At 60.5% G+C, this 18,655-nt stretch carries 17 protein-coding genes; 12 read left to right on the plus strand and 5 right to left on the minus strand.

The annotated features are described in order from the left end of the window. The first annotated feature begins 46 nt into the window (after positions 1–46). Positions 47–772: a helix-turn-helix transcriptional regulator gene (locus N2597_RS14530; protein ID WP_077990000.1), complete on the plus strand. Its 726-nt coding sequence runs from the start codon at positions 47–49 to the stop codon at positions 770–772. 99 nt (positions 773–871) lie between these two features. Here the strand turns inward: N2597_RS14530 and N2597_RS14535 are convergent, their stop codons facing one another. The 3 genes from N2597_RS14535 to N2597_RS14545 all read right to left on the minus strand — a co-directional run bounded on the left by N2597_RS14535 (position 872) and on the right by N2597_RS14545 (position 4,256). Next, a complete protein-coding gene (locus tag N2597_RS14535; protein ID WP_077989999.1) occupies positions 872–2,002 on the minus strand; it encodes a DUF2333 family protein in 1,131 nt (376 codons plus the stop codon). Positions 2,003–2,239: 237 nt separating this feature from the next. Then, complete coding sequence (locus N2597_RS14540; RefSeq protein WP_077989998.1) at positions 2,240–3,313, minus strand: hypothetical protein; 1,074 nt, start codon at positions 3,311–3,313, stop codon at positions 2,240–2,242. Positions 3,314–3,653: 340 nt separating this feature from the next. Further along, positions 3,654–4,256, minus strand: a complete 603-nt coding sequence (locus N2597_RS14545) for a thymidine kinase (RefSeq protein WP_009996176.1) — start codon at positions 4,254–4,256, stop codon at positions 3,654–3,656. A gap of 236 nt (positions 4,257–4,492) precedes the next feature. Between N2597_RS14545 and N2597_RS14550 the strand changes: the two genes are divergently transcribed. The 6 genes from N2597_RS14550 (at position 4,493) to aptA (ending at position 10,215) form a co-directional block, all read left to right on the plus strand. Continuing rightward, positions 4,493–5,449, plus strand: coding sequence for a choline ABC transporter substrate-binding protein (locus N2597_RS14550; protein ID WP_010057129.1), 957 nt, complete (start codon positions 4,493–4,495; stop codon positions 5,447–5,449). A 74-nt stretch (positions 5,450–5,523) separates the two neighbouring features. Then, positions 5,524–6,369 (plus strand): choline ABC transporter permease subunit, encoded by an 846-nt coding sequence (choW, locus tag N2597_RS14555; protein ID WP_039621311.1) that lies wholly within the window; start codon positions 5,524–5,526, stop codon positions 6,367–6,369. Beyond that, positions 6,366–7,418, plus strand: a complete 1,053-nt coding sequence (gene choV, locus N2597_RS14560; protein ID WP_106795489.1) for a choline ABC transporter ATP-binding protein — start codon at positions 6,366–6,368, stop codon at positions 7,416–7,418. The genes choW and choV overlap by 4 nt, the downstream gene beginning before the upstream one ends. Positions 7,419–7,449: 31 nt before the next feature. Beyond that, positions 7,450–8,199 (plus strand): HugZ family pyridoxamine 5'-phosphate oxidase, encoded by a 750-nt coding sequence (locus tag N2597_RS14565; protein ID WP_183597071.1) that lies wholly within the window; start codon positions 7,450–7,452, stop codon positions 8,197–8,199. Between the two features lie 108 nt (positions 8,200–8,307). Continuing rightward, positions 8,308–8,625, plus strand: a complete 318-nt coding sequence (locus N2597_RS14570) for an ArsR/SmtB family transcription factor (RefSeq protein ID WP_038690464.1) — start codon at positions 8,308–8,310, stop codon at positions 8,623–8,625. 264 nt (positions 8,626–8,889) lie between these two features. Beyond that, complete coding sequence (gene aptA / locus N2597_RS14575; RefSeq protein ID WP_183597069.1) at positions 8,890–10,215, plus strand: omega-aminotransferase AptA; 1,326 nt, start codon at positions 8,890–8,892, stop codon at positions 10,213–10,215. A gap of 74 nt (positions 10,216–10,289) precedes the next feature. Here the strand turns inward: aptA and N2597_RS14580 are convergent, their stop codons facing one another. Next, entirely contained in the window at positions 10,290–11,204 is a 915-nt protein-coding gene (locus N2597_RS14580) for an HD-GYP domain-containing protein (RefSeq protein ID WP_077989995.1), read from the minus strand. A gap of 456 nt (positions 11,205–11,660) precedes the next feature. Here N2597_RS14580 and N2597_RS14585 point away from each other — a divergent pair, with 456 nt between their 5' ends. The 4 genes from N2597_RS14585 to N2597_RS14600 all read left to right on the plus strand — a co-directional run bounded on the left by N2597_RS14585 (position 11,661) and on the right by N2597_RS14600 (position 15,090). After that, a complete protein-coding gene (locus N2597_RS14585; protein WP_039621320.1) occupies positions 11,661–12,764 on the plus strand; it encodes a branched-chain amino acid ABC transporter substrate-binding protein in 1,104 nt (367 codons plus the stop codon). Positions 12,765–12,882: 118 nt separating this feature from the next. Next, complete coding sequence (gene ade / locus N2597_RS14590) at positions 12,883–14,580, plus strand: adenine deaminase (protein ID WP_106795490.1); 1,698 nt, start codon at positions 12,883–12,885, stop codon at positions 14,578–14,580. A 58-nt stretch (positions 14,581–14,638) separates the two neighbouring features. Beyond that, entirely contained in the window at positions 14,639–14,839 is a 201-nt protein-coding gene (locus N2597_RS14595; RefSeq protein WP_096762312.1) for a hypothetical protein, read from the plus strand. Further along, on the plus strand, positions 14,836–15,090 hold the full coding sequence (locus N2597_RS14600) for a ParE family toxin-like protein (RefSeq protein ID WP_096762311.1): 255 nt from the start codon (positions 14,836–14,838) through the stop codon (positions 15,088–15,090). The genes N2597_RS14595 and N2597_RS14600 overlap by 4 nt, the downstream gene beginning before the upstream one ends. 4 nt (positions 15,091–15,094) lie before the next feature. Here N2597_RS14600 and bglA read toward each other — a convergent pair whose 3' ends face one another. Continuing rightward, positions 15,095–16,741: a beta-galactosidase BglA gene (bglA, locus tag N2597_RS14605; RefSeq protein WP_183597067.1), complete on the minus strand. Its 1,647-nt coding sequence runs from the start codon at positions 16,739–16,741 to the stop codon at positions 15,095–15,097. Positions 16,742–17,027: 286 nt separating this feature from the next. Here bglA and N2597_RS14610 point away from each other — a divergent pair, with 286 nt between their 5' ends. Beyond that, the gene (locus N2597_RS14610) at positions 17,028–18,608 is read left to right on the plus strand and encodes a peptide ABC transporter substrate-binding protein (RefSeq protein WP_038690475.1); all 1,581 of its coding nucleotides are present in this window, start codon (positions 17,028–17,030) and stop codon (positions 18,606–18,608) included. Positions 18,609–18,655 lie beyond the last annotated feature (47 nt).

The following is an 18,655-nucleotide window of genomic DNA, read 5'->3' on the forward strand; positions in this document are numbered from 1 at the left end:
TTTTGTATTTGATAGCGTTAACATTGCGGCTGCCGGAGGCGTACAAATGTCTTACATGACCATCTCTGAAAGACAGTCGTTGCTTTCGGCGGAGCTTACGGTAGCAGGAACGCGTGGCCTTTTTGCCCAGGCGCTCGGCAGGGTAGCTACGGCCTTCGGATTGTCTCATGCGACGCTGATGCACGCCCCCTCCCCGGAAGACCTCCTGCTGAAGCCGCTGTTGATCGAGAGTTCGCTTCCCGCCGCCTATGTCCGCGATTTCGACCGCGCCAATATGATGCGTGGTTGCCCTTTCGGCTTGCGGCTGAGGGAATCGGCCGTGCCGCTGGCCTGGCACCTCAACGATGCCGTCAATGGTCAGGCCTTTCCCGCCGAACTGCGCGCCCTGATGCTGCACCATGCGATACCGGCGGGCGTTGCCATGCCGACCATTGCAGTCGACGGCCGCCGCCTGGTCTTCTGGTTTTGCGGCGAACGCGCCGCACTCGGCCAGAGCGAGGTCAACGAGCTGGCGATCATCATCCTCCACGCCCTCGACGCATATAACACCGTCAGACGCAACGAGGAAAGCGCCCATAATGCGCTGTCGGCGCGTGAACTCGAAGTCGTGCGCTGGACCGCACAGGGCAAGACCTCAATCGAAATCGGCCAGATCCTGGCGCTGTCGGACCATACGGTGAATGCCTACATGACGAATGCGATCAAGAAACTCGATTGCGTCAACCGCACCCAATTGGTAGCAAAAGCAATTCGATTGAAGCTGATCAACTGAGGATCAAACGAGAGTCAGCACGTCGTCCGCCCATATCGGCGTCACCGATGCGGATTCGTTCGGATGCTCGGTGCCTATCGCCTTTCAGTTTCCGGCCGCCTAACGATCGAGCACCGAACGGATTTCCACCAGGTTCGAGCGCACCCTCAAGATGTAGAAGCCCATGGTGGCGAGATGGCTCGGCATGATCCACCCATCCTCGCGCCCGTTCGAGATGATCGCCGGCTGGACGCGCAGCGCCGCCTGGAACTGCCGCATCGTGCCGCCCCAGACTGCGCCGAGATTGCGCTCCTGCACCACCTGCGAGAAATCCGACTGTGCGGCGGCAAGAATGGCGTAATAGGCGTAGAGCTGACCGTAGGCGAACCAGAACCGGTCGTCGGCGCGCGTATCGAACCAGCCGCGATTATGGTTCTCCGAGCGCTCGGCTAGCATATCTGAGGTGCCGCCGAGATCGTTGGCGACACGGTCGATGAACTGCATGAGATTGTCGGCGCGACCGTCGAAAATGACGTTGCAGGCGGAAAGATCGGTGTTGAATTTGCGCAGGCTGCCGATTGCCGAGCGGTAATAAGAGGGCGTCGGAGTCTTTGGCCCGAAAGGATTGAACCCGAAATACCAGCTATGTTCGTCGAACTGCAGATTGCCGCGCGCGCTCTGCAGATCATTGTTGATGCCCGACGTCCCACGCACGCGCCCGAGCGTATCGACGAGTTCCGCCGAGGTTCGCCGGACTGCCTGGTTGATGCCGCGCTGGAACGACGCCTTGTTGTCGAGGAAGGGCGTGTGATCCCAGTCGATCCCGAAGAAGCCCATCTTGTAGAGCAGCATGGAGGAGATCCATGCATTCTGATTGACGTTGAAATCGGTAAGATCCGCTGTGACGTCGACGATGGCAGAGCGCTGGCAGGTCTTGGCGGCGACCGCCACACTGCCCTCGGCGGACGGCAGTTCCTGCCCGGCGGCAACCTTGCGTTCGGAAAGCCGGTACTGATCGACGAAAGCGGTGTTGAAATTCGACCAGACCTGCGTCTGCCAGAAGAAATAGCCGTAGAGCACGACGAAGAGCGCGACGAACGCGATGATCGGCAACCGGATCAACCAACTCCGGCGCTGATACCAGCCATGCGCGGCGAGGAAGGGCCAGAAGGCCCAGGCAAAAAACAGGCGGGCCCAACGGCCAATCGTCTGGCCGATCAGCCTGAAAAAACCGGCTATCCGGTCAAGCATCGTCGTCTCCTGTCAGGCGAGGCGAACACTACAGCGCCGCGCGTCTTTTCAGACGCGCTAAGGACGCTGTAGCACTTTGAGTTGCTGCATAATTCCTTAAATCGATCCCGATTTAAGGAATTATGCAGTAGGACATCGCCGCCCCGTTGCATCCACATATGCGCTCGATGGGCCGAGCACAACACGAGCCCGTCGATTTTTACGAATGAAAGCAGCGCGAACCCCGCGCTTCACGGCTCAGGAGCGCAGAAAAGGCAGGCTGAAGCGAAAGGGCCGGCGGACCGTATCGATCAATGGCGCCCCTGGTGCTTCGGGCGATGGTTCGGCATAGGCGGGAAGCCGTCTCGCGACTTCGAGAGCGGCGCGGCCCTTGCGCCGCTCCAGATCCTGGGCGACCAGCATGCCCTTCTCGAACAAGCGGATCGGCGCGGCGATATCCGGAAAGAACTCCGGCTTGATCCTGGCCTTCATGCCCGGCCTGTCGGTATCGACCTGCGCCTGATAGATGATCAGCCGCTCTTCGACATCGATCATCAGCTTGTACAAAAGCACGTTGCAGACGGCGATCTGGCTGTTCATCGCATCGACGAAGGCCTGAAACAGGCTGATAAAGCGCTCCCGCCGCTGGCTGTCGTCGCGCATCTCGTGCTCCTCGGTGGAGATACGCTCGGCCTCCGCCTTCAGCGCCCGCCGCTCCGCCTCCATCTGCTCCCAATGCGCTCTGTTGCCGTAGACGCCGATGCGACCCTGCGTCGTCAGCGCCTTGGCGTTGAGCTCTTTCATCCTGAGACGGGCGATATCGATGGAATCGACCAGCCGGCGGCGGTGCTCAACGACGCTGACGAGATTATGTTCGGCCGCCTTGTGGCGTTCGACGAGCGCGGAGCGCTGTGTGGTGATCAGCCTTGCAAGCGCGTCCGATTTCACCAAAAGATCGAGCAGCCGCTCGATGACGGGCGCCTCGCGCACACGTTCGGTATACATCCGCCACATCCGCTGGCGCGACGTCCAGCCGGCCATTTTCTCGCGCATCGTCAATCCCCGGAAACTGTCGAGGTCTGCCGACACTTCCGCCGTCAGCCGGTCGAGGGAGAAGACGAGCTCGGCCAGCAGAGCGTCCAGCGCGGCGCCATCTGCGATATGCTCTTGAAAGCGCACATTCTGTTCGAGGAAGACCTCATCGGCCGAATGTTTTTCGTCGCTGTCAAAGGCACGGATGCAGGCTGCGCAATAGGCTCCATCGGCCGCGATCTTTTCGGCGAAGCCGCCCGCGGTTTCATAACGGCTGTCGAATGACGGGGCTTTGCGCACCTGATTTCTCCAGGGAATCTGCTGTCTGCAGGCTAGAGCATTTCCTGGCTAGATTGAAGCATTCTGCCGGAGCAGGTTTTCGTCAGGGCAGAGGCGATTGGCGATGGGCATACCCCAAGGTACGTCCGAGCCGATCGCCTCTGATCCTGGCGGAAAGATGCCCGGCCTTTCAGGTTGGCTGAAACGGGCCGGCTGATCGACCGGCCGGCTTGGCCGTAGAGCTGGGCTACGACGCGCGCCGGCCGGTCGACCATCCGACTCCGTGTGAGCCAACAGACTGCTTCAATCTAACCAGGAAATGCTCTAGTCGCTTACGGCGACAAAGAAAACAGGCTCCCCCTCAGACCGGCTCCGCGATCCAGGCGCCGTTCATTTCGTCGTCCCAGTGCCTGCGGCAGAGCGAGACATATTTCTCGTTACCGCCGACATCGATCTGCGCGCCCTCGTGCAGCACCTTGCCGTGGGCGTCGAGCCGCACAACCATCGTCGCCTTACGGCCGCAATGGCAGATCGTGCGCACTTCGCGCATCTCGTCAGCGATCGCCAGCAACTCCTGCGAAGCCGGAAACAGTTTGCCCTGGAAGTCGGTCCGGAGCCCATAGACCATGACAGGGATGCCGAGCCGATCGACGACACGGGCAAGCTGCCAGACATGGACGGCCGTCATGAAATGCGCCTCGTCGACGAAGACGCAGGAAATCGGCGCCCCGTCGCCGCACAGTCCGGCGATGAGCTTGAACAGATCTTCGTGCGGCTCGAAGGGGATGGCGCTCGCTTCCAGCCCGATCCTCGAGCCGATGACGCCCCGGCCGGCGCGCTCGTCGAAGGCCGCAATCAGCTGCACCGTACGCATGCCGCGCTCCTGATAATTGTAGGAGGCCTGCAGCAGCAGCGTCGACTTGCCGGCGTTCATCGTCGAATAGTTGAAATAGAGTTTTGCCATCCGATGTCTCCTTGCTCAGCTTATTGAAAGCTCACAACGGCAAAGAAAAGCCCCGTGACGGCGCTAATCACAGGAATCCATGCAAAAACACCCCTGAAAGTCACCAAAACGCGGCGCTGCGAAAAAATCGCCGACGTCGCAATCACATAGGTCGATACGCCGCAAACGCACTGAGGTCGCTTGTCAAACTGGGTTATTGGTGATTGGCTTGGGGACCTAAAGACTGGGAGTCTAAAATGAAAACAACAAGCACATTCAAACTCGTCACCGCGACCGCCGTCGCCGCCCTCTCCGTTGCGACCGCCGCCTTCGCCGCCGACCCTGACAGTTGCTCCACCGTCCGCTTCTCGGACGTCGGCTGGACTGACATCACCGCCACCACCGCCACCGCATCCGTCGTCCTGAAGAGCATCGGCTACCAGACCGACGTCAAGGTTCTCTCGGTGCCGGTCACCTATACCTCGCTGAAGAACAAGGACATCGACGTCTTCCTCGGCAACTGGATGGAAACCCAGGAAAAGGACGTCCGTCCCTATCTCGACGACAAGTCGGTCGAATCCTTCGGCCCGAACCTCGTCGGCGCCAAGTATACGCTCGCCACCAACGCCAAGGGTGCGGAACTCGGCATCAAGGACTTCAAGGATATTGCCGCCCATAAAGAAGATCTCGACGGCAAGATCTATGGCATCGAGCCGGGCAATGACGGCAACCGCCTGATCATGGACATGATCGAAAAGGACACTTTCGGCATGAAGGGTATGGAGGTGGTCGAATCCTCCGAACAGGGCATGCTCGCCCAGGTCGCCCGCGCCGACAAGGCAGGCAAGCCCGTGGTTTTCCTCGGCTGGGAACCCCACCCGATGAACACCAACTTCAAGCTGACCTACCTGAGCGGCGGTGACGACATCTTTGGCCCCGACTTCGGCGGCGCCAAGGTCTTCACCAACGTTCGCGCTGGCTATCTCGAAGAATGCCCGAATGTCGGCACCATGCTGAAGAACCTGAAGTTCTCCCTCGACATGGAGAACCAGATCATGGGCAAGATCCTGAACGATGGCGAAGAGCCTGAAGCAGCCGCTTCCGCATGGCTGAAGGCCAATCCCTCCGCGCTCGAGCCCTGGCTCGCGGGCGTCAAGACCCGCGACGGCCAAGGCGATGCGCTCGCAGCCGCCAAGGCCGGTCTCGGCCTTTGATGATATGAATGGGGCGGCTTTCCGCCCCGTTTCATTTTGTCCGATTGTTGATTTTTTCTGGATAGGCGCGAACCTTGAATTGGATCACCGACTTTAAGATTCCCATCGGCCCCGGGGCCAAATCCTTCGTGGACTGGTTGACCTCGAATGGCGAGTGGTTCTTCAACCAGCTGGCATTCCTGCTGTCGAGCGCCATAGACGGCCTGCTCTTCCTGCTGCAGAAGCCTCACCCGCTGATCGTCATCGCTGCCATCACCGGCATAGCCTTCTGGCTGCGCCGGTCGATCGCGGTTGCGGTCTTCACCTGTTTTGGGCTGCTGCTCATCGTGAACCAGGACTATTGGAAGGAGACGACGGAGACGCTCGCCCTGGTGCTCGCCGCCACCTTCGTCTGTATGGTGATCGGTATCCCGCTCGGCATTGCCGCCGCCCGCCGCCCCTGGGTCTATGCCGCCATGCGCCCGGTGCTCGATCTCATGCAGACGATCCCGACATTCGTCTATCTGATCCCGGCGCTGATCCTCTTCGGCCTCGGCATGGTGCCGGGCCTGATCGCAACCGTCATTTTCGCAATTCCCGCCCCCATCCGGCTGACGCGCCTCGGCATCATCTCGACGCCGCCATCCCTCGTTGAAGCCGCTGTCGCCTTCGGTGCGCGGCCGATGCAGGTGCTGCGCAAGGTCGAGCTTCCCTTTGCCGCGCCGCAGATTATGGCGGGCCTCACCCAGACCATCATGCTGTCGCTGTCGATGGTGGTCATTGCCGCGCTTGTCGGCGCTCCCGGACTTGGCGTGCCTGTCGTGCGTGCGCTGAACACCGTCAATATCGCGAAAGGCTTCGACGCCGGCTTCTGCATCGTCATCCTGGCGATCATTCTCGACCGCATATTCCGCGCAGGGGACGAAGGAGACGGCGCATGACGGCGATAGACTTTAAGAATGTCAGCATCATCTTCGGCGACCGGCCGGAAACGGCGCTTGCCATGGCCGACCAGGGCAAAACGCGCGATGAGATCGGCGCCGCAACCGGCCTCGTGCTCGGCGTCGCCAATGCCTCACTGACTATCGAGGAAGGCGAGATCCTCGTGCTGATGGGCCTCTCCGGCTCCGGCAAGTCGACGCTGCTGCGCGCCGTCAACGGACTTGCGCCCGTGGTGCGCGGCGATGTTTCGGTCTCGACCTCCACCGGCCCCGTCAACCCTTACCGATGCAATGCCAAGGCGCTGCGTGGCCTGCGCACCCACACCGTCTCCATGGTGTTCCAGCAGTTTGCCCTTCTGCCCTGGCGCACCGTCGCCGAAAATGTCGGCTTCGGCCTTGAACTTGCCGGCATGCCGGAGGCCGAACGCAAGCAGCGTGTCGGCGAGCAGCTCGAACTCGTCAACCTGACGAAATGGGCCGACCGTAAGGTCAACGAACTCTCAGGCGGCATGCAGCAGCGTGTCGGTCTTGCCCGCGCCTTTGCCACCGGCGCGCCGATCCTGCTCATGGACGAGCCTTTCTCGGCGCTCGACCCATTGATCCGCACTCGACTGCAGGATGAGCTCCTGGAGTTCCAGCGGCGGCTGAAGAAGACAATCCTGTTCGTCAGCCACGATCTCGACGAGGCCTTCCGCATCGGCAACCGCATCGCCATCATGGAGGGCGGCCGCATCATCCAGTGCGGAACGCCGCATGACATCGTCAGGAACCCCGCCGACCAGTATGTCGCCGATTTCGTACAGAACCTCAATCCGATCAACATGCTAACTGCCGCCGACGTCATGCAGCCTGGCCTCGGCCAGACGGCCGCCGGCATGAGCGTCAGCGCCACGGCCCGCGCAGCGACCCCGCTCGTCGATGTTCTTGATGCGCTTGCCCGCCAACCGGGCAGTATCGGCATCGTCGAGAACGGCGCCATCGTCGGCACCGTCTCGGCTCAGGATATCGTCGCCGGCCTCACCCGCCATCGCCGCAAGCAGGACGCTTGATGTTTTCAATCCGCTTTGCCACATAGCGGATATGAAAGATCAGCCCTCGCCCATACGCGAAACCGACGATGAAGCCCGCAAGCTTGCCCGCGTGCTGTTGCGCTCCGCACGGCACGCGGCCATCGCCGTTCTCGATCCCGAGACCGGTTTTCCCTTCGCCAGCCGCGTCTTGCTCGCCACCGATATCGACGGAGTCCCGGTCATCCTCGTTTCGAGGCTTTCGGCACATACGAAGGCGCTGGCAAAGGACCCACGCGCCTCGTTGCTCACCGGCGAGCCGGGCAAGGGCGACCCCCTCGCCTATGGTCGGCTGACGACCCAATGCATGGCGGAGCCGGTCGAGAATGGTCATCCGTTCCACGAGCGCATCCGCACGCGCTTTCTCAATCGCCATCCCAAGGCAAAACTTTATATCGATTTTCCCGACTTCCTCTTCTTCCGTCTCAAACCGGAGCGGGCGAGCCTCAACGGCGGCTTCGGCCGCGCCTACCATCTCGACGGACGAGACCTCATCATCCAATCGCCGGCAAACGAGGAGATCGCCGCCAAAGCGGCCGAAACAGTGCGAGATTTAGTAGAGCGCCATCCCGACGTGGCAGCGATGCTTGCAGTGCGCCTAAATGCCCCGGAATCGGCTTCTTGGCGCATCTGCGGCATCGATCCGGCGGGTTTCGAGATCATTTCCGGGGACTTATTGGTGCGATACGAATTCGAAACTCTCGCTGTGGATTCCGATCACATTTGTTCAAACATATCTAAAATAGCATACTCGATACCTTAAATTTAGGTATATACAATCTTCGAGCCCAATTGCTAGTTTTGGCCGCCAGCTCGGCAGACGGCCTGTCCCCGACAGATGATGTACGTTTTGCATTAGGAAGATAACAATATGGAAACCCTTGATTTGGCTGACCACACGAATGTGGCGGCAGCGCTATTGTCAGCTATGGCCAACCCTAAAAGATTGCTGATCCTGTGCAGCCTGGTAAAGGGCGAAGTCGCGGTCGGCGTGCTTGCCGCACAAGTCGGCCTCAGCCAGTCGGCTCTTTCACAGCACCTTTCGAAACTCCGCGCGCAGAAGCTGGTCAAGACCCGCCGCGACGCCCAGACTATCTATTACTCAAGCACATCTGAGCCGGTTATGAAGATCCTGGCGACGCTGGAAGACATCTACCTCGTTCCGAGCAGAAGCAGATCCGCGGCCTGATGATAGCGCTGACATGACCATCGGCTACGCCGGTGGCGCACGGGAAGCCTCCCGGAAGCCACGGCAACGATATTTCAGCACGTGAACCTTAACGGCACGACCGGCAAATCTCGCGATTTGCCGGTCGTTCCTTTTGGCGAGTTCTTTCTGAGCTGAAGCATGTGAGGTGTTGACGCGTTGAGATGCCCTGATAATTTGACCGGGCAGTAAAAATTCGGGCGACAAGCCCCTTCGGGAACGGCCGACGACGGCCAGGAGAACAGCATGTCCAACCGCCTCAATGCACCGAACGATCTTCGCGCCTTCTGGATGCCGTTTACGGCAAATCGCCAGTTCAAGAAGGAGCCGCGGCTGTTCGTCGGCGCCAAGGACATGTATTATACCACCCATGACGGCCGCCAGGTATTGGACGGCACCGCCGGCCTCTGGTGCGTCAACGCCGGCCACTGCCGTCCGAAGATCACCGAGGCGATCCGCGAGCAGGCGGGCGAACTCGATTACGCCCCTGCCTTCCAGCTCGGCCATCCCAAGGCCTTCGAATTGGCGAACCGTCTGGTCGACATCGCCCCGGAAGGCATGAACCATGTCCTCTACACCAATTCCGGCTCCGAATCCGTCGAGACCGCGCTCAAGGTGGCCCTTGCCTATCACCGCGTAAAGGGCAACGGTTCGCGCTTCCGCCTGATCGGCCGCGAGCGCGGCTATCACGGCGTCAATTTCGGCGGCATTTCCGTCGGCGGCATTGTCGCCAACCGCAAGATGTTCGGCACGCTGCTCACCGGTGTCGATCACATGCCGCACACCCACCAGCCCGGCAAAAACAACTTCACTCGTGGCGAGCCCGAGCATGGCGGCGATATCGCCACCGAGCTGGAGCGTATCGTCACACTGCATGACGCCTCGACGGTCGCCGCCGTCATCGTCGAGCCGGTGGCCGGCTCCACCGGCGTCCTCATCCCGCCGAAGGGTTACCTGCAGAAGCTGCGCGAGATCTGCACCAAGCACGGCATCCTGCTGATCTTCGACGAAGTCATCACCGGTTTTGGCCGCCTCGGCGCCCCCTTCGCCGCGCAATACTACGACGTCAAGCCCGACATGATCACCACCGCCAAAGGACTGACCAATGGGGTCATCCCGATGGGCGCCGTGTTCGTCACCTCCGAGATTCATGACGCCTTCATGAATGGCCCCGAGCACATGATCGAGTTCTTCCACGGCTACACCTATTCCGGCAACCCGATCGCGTCTGCCGCAGCCCTCGCCACGCTCGACACCTACAAGGAAGAGGGCTTGCTCACGCGTGCCGCCGAACTTTCCGACTATTGGGCAGACGCGCTGCATTCGCTGAAGAACTGCCCCAACGTCATCGATATCAGGAACACCGGCCTGATCGGCGCAATTGAACTCGACCCGATCGGCGGCGAGCCCACCAAGCGCGCCTTCACGGCTTTCCTGAAGGCCTATGAGAGCGGACTGCTGATCCGCACCACCGGCGACATTATCGCGCTCTCCCCGCCGCTGATTATCGAAAAGCACCATATCGACGAGCTGTTCGGTAAGCTCAGGACGATCCTTCAGAACAACATCTGAAGACCCGCCGGAAGGTCCGCCCAAGGCCCGCGGACAATGCTCTCGCGGGTCTTTTCGCCTGAAGATGCAAAGCCTCAGCTTACAGAGGCGACGGAAAGGCAGATCGCGAATTTTTTCAAGAGCTGGCGATCGAAATGCCCTTCAGCGCCGAGCATCCATTTCAGTGCCTCGCTGGCGCTCCATGGCGCCTTATACGGCCGCACCGAAGTGATGGCGTCATAGACATCGCAGATCGTGGCAATCCGCGAATGAAGGCTCACCTCGCTGCCGGACAAGCTGCGCGGATAACCTTTGCCATCGATGCGCTCGTGATGATTGAGGCAAACGTCGAGAACGATCTCCGACATGCCCTCCTGCCGCGACAGGATCGCATGCCCTTTCTCCGGATGGCCCCGGAGCAAGCTGATCTCATCCCTTTCCAGCGGCCCTGCCTTGTTGAGGACTTCAAGCGGAATTTCAAGCTTTCCGACGTCGTGCAGCAAACCCGCGGTGCCGAGCATCTGGATTGTATGTTCATCGAGCGCGAGATGGCGGCTGAAAAGGATCATCAGCGCGCTCACCGAAATGGAATGCAGGAAGGTCACTTCGTCTTTTGATTTCAGGCGGGTGACGCTGAGGAAAACCGAAGGGTTCTCATCCATCGACTTGGAGACCGAAGAAATCACCGGCGTCAGGTGATCGACGCTCACTCCGTCGCCGTTGCGCAGCCGCCCGAAAGCCTCTTCCAGCAACTGGACGGATTTCTGGACGGTCTCGCGCGCCGCCTGGATGTCGATCTCGATGTCACGGGCCGGCAGCCCGTTGGTGTCGAGCCCCTTGCTCGTATTGATGACGACGCTGACGGTGCCGCATTTACGAATTTTTGCGGCATCGACTTCGCGCCGCAGGGAAAATCTGCGCTTGGACAAAAGCGGATCCTGCCACAGGCCCTCGACAGCCTCTACAAACATTCCGATACGCACCTGACCGGCATCGATACGCTTGAGCATCCAGATCTCTATTTCCCGATATATCTATGTAATTTATGCAGTCTCTTTTATGCGCCGTATTTGAGTATCGTGCGATCCTACTGTCATTGGCCAAACTAACGGTTAATGGGAAAGCTAAAGACAACCTTATGGAGGTGGTTTCGTTCGGCGAAGGCCCTGGCCTTTGGCGACCTCGACTCTGAAAAATCCCTGAAAATGTTGGAAATGATCCGATCAAGCCGCGTTTTCGGTCGGATAGACCGTATTTTCCGTCCATATTGTTATGAACTTGCGCAATCTCATCAAAATTCCTAGAAATCTCGCTATGAGCTTCCTCGAGTCAAACATGGCCGGCGGGCTCGCTGATCGCGCCGTTACCGTTCGTCCTTGGCACGGCCCCGAAGGGCCGTTGAATGATCGGGTAAACCGGCGCGGCGCCTCATCGTGGGTCGAAGACCCCATCCAAGGAGACAGACAATGACTCTCAAGACATTGACGGCGACCCTCGTCGCGTCACTCGCCTTTGCACCGCTTGCGCATGCCGATATCACGATCGGGCTGATCGCGCCGCTGACCGGTCCGGTCGCCGCCTATGGCGATCAGGTGAAGAACGGCGCTCAGACCGCCGTCGACGAGATCAACAAGAAGGGCGGGATTCTCGGCGAGAAGGTCGTCCTCGAACTGGCCGACGATGCCGGCGAACCGAAGCAGGGCGTTTCCGCCGCCAACAAGGTCGTCGGCGACGGCATCCGCTTCGTCGTCGGCCCGGTGACATCCGGTGTCGCTATCCCGGTATCGGACGTCTTGGCTGAAAATGGCGTCTTGATGGTCACCCCGACGGCAACCGCCCCCGACCTGACCAAGCGGGGCCTCACCAATGTGCTGCGCACTTGCGGTCGCGACGACCAGCAGGCGGAAGTCGCCGCCAAATACGTGCTGCAGAACTTCAAGGACAAGCGCATCGCCATCGTCAACGACAAGGGCGCCTATGGCAAAGGCCTCGCCGATGCCTTCAAGGCGACGCTGAACGCCGGCGGCGTTACCGAAGTCGTCAATGACGCGATCACGCCCGGCGACAAGGATTTCAGCGCGCTCACCACCCGGATCAAGTCCGAGAAGGTCGATATCGTCTATTTCGGCGGCTATCACCCGGAAGGCGGCCTGCTGGCCCGCCAGCTGCATGATCTCTCCGCCAACGCGATGATCATCGGCGGCGACGGCCTCTCCAACACCGAATTCTGGGCGATCGGCACGGATGCGGCGGGGGGCACGCTGTTCACCAATGCGTCGGACGCCACGAAGAGTCCAGACTCCAAGACGGCTGCCGATGCGCTCGCCGCCAAGAACATTCCGGCCGAGGCCTTCACGCTGAACGCCTACGCTGCCGTCGAAGTGCTGAAGGCCGGAATCGAGAAGGCCGGCAGCGCCGAGGATGCCGCAGCCGTCGCCGCCGCCCTGAAAGACGGCAAGGAGATCCCGACCGCCATCGGCAAGGTCACCTACGGCGAAGCCGGCGACCTGACCTCGCAGAGCTTCTCGCTCTACAAGTGGGAAAGCGGCAAGATCGTCGCGGCCGAATAAGCCACGACATGAAAGACTGCGATCGGGCGCCATTCGGCGCCCGGTTTCGTTTGTAGGCATCGCATGTCGCGGCAGATCGGTTATAAGTTTCGGAATCGGTTGCAATGTGAGCGGTGCCATGACCAGCAGACTCGAACGTCTCATCGACCAGGGTGTAGGCCGCGTGCCCGCCGACATCGTGCTGAAGGGCGGCAGCTTCTTCGATCTCGTCACCGGCGAAGTCGTCCGCTCCGACATCGCCATCGGCGCCGACCGCATTGTCGGCACATCAGGCACTTATGTGGGTGAAACCGAGATCGACATATCCGGCCGAACGGTCGTTCCCGGCTTCATCGACACGCATCTGCACATCGAATCCTCGCTCGTCACACCGCATGAATTCGACCGCTGCGTCCTGCCTTATGGCGTTACCACGGCGATCTGCGATCCGCACGAGATCGCCAATGTGCTCGGCACCGCCGGCATCGAATTCTTTCTGCAATCCGCGCTCGAGACGATCATGGACATCCGCGTCCAGCTCTCTTCCTGCGTGCCGGCGACCCATCTCGAAACGGCAGGCGCCGACCTGCCGATCGAACGCCTCCTGCCCTTCCGCCATCACCCGAAGGTCATCGGCCTTGCGGAATTCATGAATTTCCCCGGGGTGATCCACAAGGATCCGGTTTGCATGGCCAAGCTCGATGCCTTCCAAGGCGGCCATATCGACGGTCATGCACCGCTTCTTTCCGGCAACGACCTCAACGGTTATCTCGCAGCCGGCATCCGCACCGAGCACGAATGCACGACCGCCACTGAGGCGCTGGAAAAGATCCGCAAGGGCATGCATATCCTCGTGCGCGAGGGCTCCGTGTCGAAGGATCTCGCCGCACTGATTCCCATCATCACCGAGCGGCTTTCACCCTATCTCGCGCTCTGCACCGACGACCGCAATCCGCTCGACATCGCCGAACAAGGCCATCTCGACCACATGATCCGCACGGCGATCGCCAACGGCGTCGAACCCCTGGCGATCTATCGCGCCGCCTCGATCTCCGCCGCCCGCGCCTTCGGCCTGCGGGATCGCGGCTTGGTGGCGCCGGGCTGGCGCGCTGATCTCGTGGTTCTCGACAGTCTGGAAGGTTGCCGCGCCGACATGGTCTTCTCGGCCGGCCGCCGCGTCAGCGACGCGCTCTTTTCCACGCGCAAGCCGGTCGCCCCGATCGGCCTCGACAGCGTCAAGGCCCGCCCGGTCAACGCCGCCCATTTCGGTGTACCGGTCGCCGAAGGCGAGACGCCGGTGATCGGCGTCACGCCTGGCAAGATCATCACCGAGCATCGCCGCTACCGGCTGCCCGTCAAAGGCAACGAGACGGCGGTCGACCTTGCCAACGACATCATCAAGGTCGCCGTCATCGAACGCCACGGCAAGAACGGCAACCACGCCAATGGCTTCGTCCAGGGCTTCGGCCTGAAGAAGGGCGCGATCGCCTCTACTGTCGGCCATGACAGCCACAATATCTGCGTCGTCGGCGTCAGCGAGGATGACATGGCGCGCGCCGCAAACCGCCTCGGCGAAATCCAGGGCGGCTTTGTCGTCGTGGAGGATGGCAAGGTCACCGGCGAAATCGCCCTGCCCATTGCCGGCCTGATGAGCCTCGAGCCTTACGAAAAGGTCCGCGATACGCTGCATGATCTGCGCAAGGCCGCCTTCGCACTCGGCGCAACGCTGGAAGAACCTTTCCTCCAGTTGGCCTTCCTGCCGCTGCCCGTCATTCCGCATCTGAAGATATCCGACCGCGGCATGGTCGATGTGGACAAATTCGCGCTGATCGGGTGAGAGTATTATTGGCAAATTCCGCAGCAGCGCCTATTTTTCGGTATTTCTGGAGCTGATCATGACAAAGCTGGAACAGATTGAAAAATCCGTGACCGAACTCGACAAGCATGAGCTCGAGGCCTTTTCCGCTTGGTTTGAAGCCCTTCAGGCTGAACGCTGGGATCGGCAGATGGAAACAGACGCAGCAAGCGGCAAGCTCGATCATTTCGCGGAGAAGGCCTTGGCCGATTTTCGTGCCGGAAAGACAAGACCGCTTTGAAACACCAGGCAACTCCCTCCTTCTGGGAGGCCTATGACGGCTTGCCTGAGCAGGTGCGGCAGTTGGCCGACGAAAATTTCGATCTGCTCAAACAAGATCCCAGACATCCATCCCTGCATTTCAAGCGCGTCGGCCGCTTCTGGTGGGCACGCGTCGGCACGTCCTGGAGAGCTTTAGCCGTCAGGGATGGCGACCACGTCGTCTGGTTTTGGATCGGCTCTCATGCCGATTACGACAAGCTTCTGAAGTAACCCGTCAAACCCGCGCACAGAACCCGTCCAGCGCCACAAGCTTCACCGTGCCCGCGCCTCCCATCGCTTCAAAGCCCGGCATCTCGAGCGATTGCCTGACCAGCATACCCTCAGGCAGGCGAAATTCCGCCGGTTCGCGCGTCAGGTTGTAAACGAACAGCAGTTTTTCCCCGCCCTTTTCGCGGGTGAAGGCGAGCAGGTCCTGGTTGGTGCCGACAAAAGTCATTTCGCCGTCGATCAGCGCTGGGTGGCTCTTCCGGAAGGCGAGCGTCCTGCGGTAGTGGTGCAGCACCGAGTCGTAGCTGTCCTCCTGCGTATCCACGGAAAGCGCAGCCTGCTCATAAGGCACCGGCAACCAGCTCTTTTCCGCCGAGGTGAAGCCCGCATGCGCCTTGCCGGCTTCCCAGGGCATCGGCGTGCGGCATCCGTCGCGGCCCTTGAACGCCGGCCAGAAGCGGATGCCGTAGGGGTCGCGCAGATCCTCGAAGGCGAGCTCCGCCTCCGGCAGGCCGAGCTCCTCACCCTGGTAGAGGCAGATCGAACCGCGCAGCGCCGCAAGCACCGAGATGGCCAATTTGGCGATGACGGGCCGCTCATCCGCCGTCAGCGCAAAACGGCTGACATGACGCATGACGTCGTGGTTTGAAAAAGCCCAGCAGACCCAGCCATCGGTCACCACCTCCTGGAACGCTTCGACGCAACCGCGAATATGCTCGGCCGTGAACTCCGGTCCGAGCAGGTCGAATGTGTAGCACATGTGCAGCTTGTCGCCGCCGCTCGTATAGGCGCCAACCGTCTTTAGCGAACGCGCCCCATCGCCGACCTCGCCGACAGTCGTGCGATCCTCGTACTGGTCGAGCAGCGCCCGCAAGCGCTTGAGGAAATCGACATTTTCCGGCTGGGTCTTGTCGTAAAGGTGGTTCTGCATGCCGTAAGGATTGCTGTCTGGGGCATCGAGGCCAGCGTCATCCTCGTCGGGCTCATGCGGTGGATTGCTTCTGAGCTGCTTGTCGCAGAAATAGTAATTCACCGTATCCAGCCGGAAGCCGTCGACGCCGCGGTCGAGCCAGAACTTCACCGTCTCCAGCACCGCATCCTGCACTTCTTCGCTGTGGAAGTTGAGGTCCGGCTGCGAGGTCAGGAAGTTATGCTGGTAATATTGCCGGCGCACGCCATCCCATTCCCAGCCCGGCCCGCCGAAGATCGACAGCCAATTGTTCGGCGCCGTCCCATCCGGCTTCGGATCGGCCCAGACATACCAGTCCCCCTTGGGATTGGTCCGGCTCGACCGGCTCTCGACGAACCAGGGATGCCGGTCCGAAGTGTGCGAGATCACCTGGTCGATGACGACCTTGATGCCGAGCCTGTGCGCCTCCGCCATCATCTCGTCGAAATCGGCGAGCGTCCCGAAGATCGGGTCGACGTCGCAATAATCTGACACGTCATAGCCCATGTCGGCCATCGGCGACTTGAAGAAGGGCGAGAGCCAGATCGCATCGACACCGAGACTGGCGATATGCGGCAGCCGGCGGGTAATGCCCTTGAGGTCGCCGAGGCCATCGCTGTTGGTGTCTTGAAACGAGCGCGGGTAGACCTGATAGATCACCGCGCCGCGCCACCAATCTCCATTCCCGCCTGCCTGCAATGCCATCGGCTACATCTCCTGCTTCGTTTGCGCTCGCAACACTAAAGCGGACGGGGCAAAAGACAACCACGTGAAGCCTGGAGCAGCGGCCCAAAACGGTCCGCGACAGTTCGTCGCGATCCGGCAAGAGGAGGGCGCATATAGGCTTGTCCACAACCGGAATCCGGCCTCCGGATTTGGGGTTGCAACGCAAAGCCTTTGCGATAAGGTGCGCACTGACCTGCACGTAAGAGGTCAAATGTCGGGAACAGATGTCTAATAAAGGCGCAAAGCCTAGAAAGGTGGACCCACGATGAACCAGTTCACGAAAAAAATTCTCGCCTCCGCAATGCTTGGCACATTGCTGGCGTTTTCGGCGCATGCGGCCACGCTCAACATTCACAATGGTGGGGATCCGCAGTCGCTCGATCCGCAGAAGCTTTCCGGCGATTGGGAGAATCGTATTGCCGGCGACATTTTCGAAGGCCTCGTCACCGAAGACGCCAAGGACAATCCGATTCCCGGGCAAGCCGAAAGCTGGACCATTTCGCCGGACGGCAAGGTCTACACCTTCAAGCTTCGCGACGGAATCAAGTGGTCCGATGGCCAGCCGGTAACGGCAGGAGACTTCGTCTTCGCCTTCCAGCGCCTCGTCGACCCGAAGAACGCCGCCGATTATGCCTATCTGCAGTTCACCATCAAGAACGCCGAAAAGATCAACAAGGGCGAAATCACCGACCTCAACCAGCTCGGCGTCAAGGCGATCGACGACAAGACGCTCGAAATCACACTGGAAAATCCGACCCCCTATTTCATCAATGCGCTGATGCATTACACGGCTTACCCGTTGCCCAAACACGTCGTCGAGGCCAAGGGCCAGGATTGGGTCAAGATCGGCAACATTGTGACCAACGGCCCCTATAAGCCGACCGAATGGGTTCCTGGTTCGCATGTTACCACCGTCAAGAACGACCAGTGGTACGGCACCAAGGACCTGAAGATCGACGGCGCCAAGTTCTTCGTTCTGGAGGATCAGGAAGCCGCGCTGAAACGTTACCGTGCCGGCGAATTCGATATCCTCACCGATTTCCCGACCGACCAGTACGAATGGATGAAGAAGAACCTGCCGGGCCAGGCGCATGTCGCCCCCTTCTCCGGCCTCTATTATTATGTCGTCAATTCGCAGAAGCCGCCCTTCAGCGACAAGCGCGTCCGCCAGGCGCTGTCGATGGCGATCAACCGTGAAGTGATCGGCCCGCAGATCCTCGGCACCGGCGAACTGCCGGCCTATTCCTGGGTTCCGCCGGGCACCGCCAATTACGGCGAGCCGGCCTATGTCAGCTGGAAGGACCTGCCTTATAAGGACAAGGTCGCCGAAGCCAAGAAGCTGCTCACTGAGGCCGGCTTCGGTCCGGACAAGCCGCTTCGCGCCGTCCTCAGCTACAACACCAACGACAACCACAAGCGCATCGCCGTGGCGATCGCCTCCATGTGGAAGCCGCTGGGCGTCGATGTCGAGCTCGTCAATGCCGAAACCAAGGTGCATTACGACCAGATGCAGCGTGGCCAGGTCGAAATCGGCCGTGCCGGCTGGCTCGCCGATTACAACGATCCGGACAACTTCCTGAACCTCTTGGTAACAGGCGTGCAGATGAATTACGGCCGCTGGAGCAATCCCGACTACGACAAGCTGATCAAGGACGGCAACGCCGAAACCGATCTGAAGAAGCGCGCCGAGATCTTCAAGAAGGCCGAGCAGCTGGCGCTTGATGAGTCCGCCGCCCTGCCGATCTACTACTATGTCTCGAAGAATGTCGTGTCGCCGAAGGTCGAAGGCTTCGTCGACAACATCCAGGACATCCACCGCACCCGCTGGCTGTCGATGAAAGAGTAAGGGAAAACGGTCCTTCCCGCCCCGCGCGGGAAGGACCGGCCCACGAC

The organism is Rhizobium sophoriradicis (assembly GCF_025200795.1).
GTDB classification, from domain to species: domain Bacteria; phylum Pseudomonadota; class Alphaproteobacteria; order Rhizobiales; family Rhizobiaceae; genus Rhizobium; species Rhizobium sophoriradicis.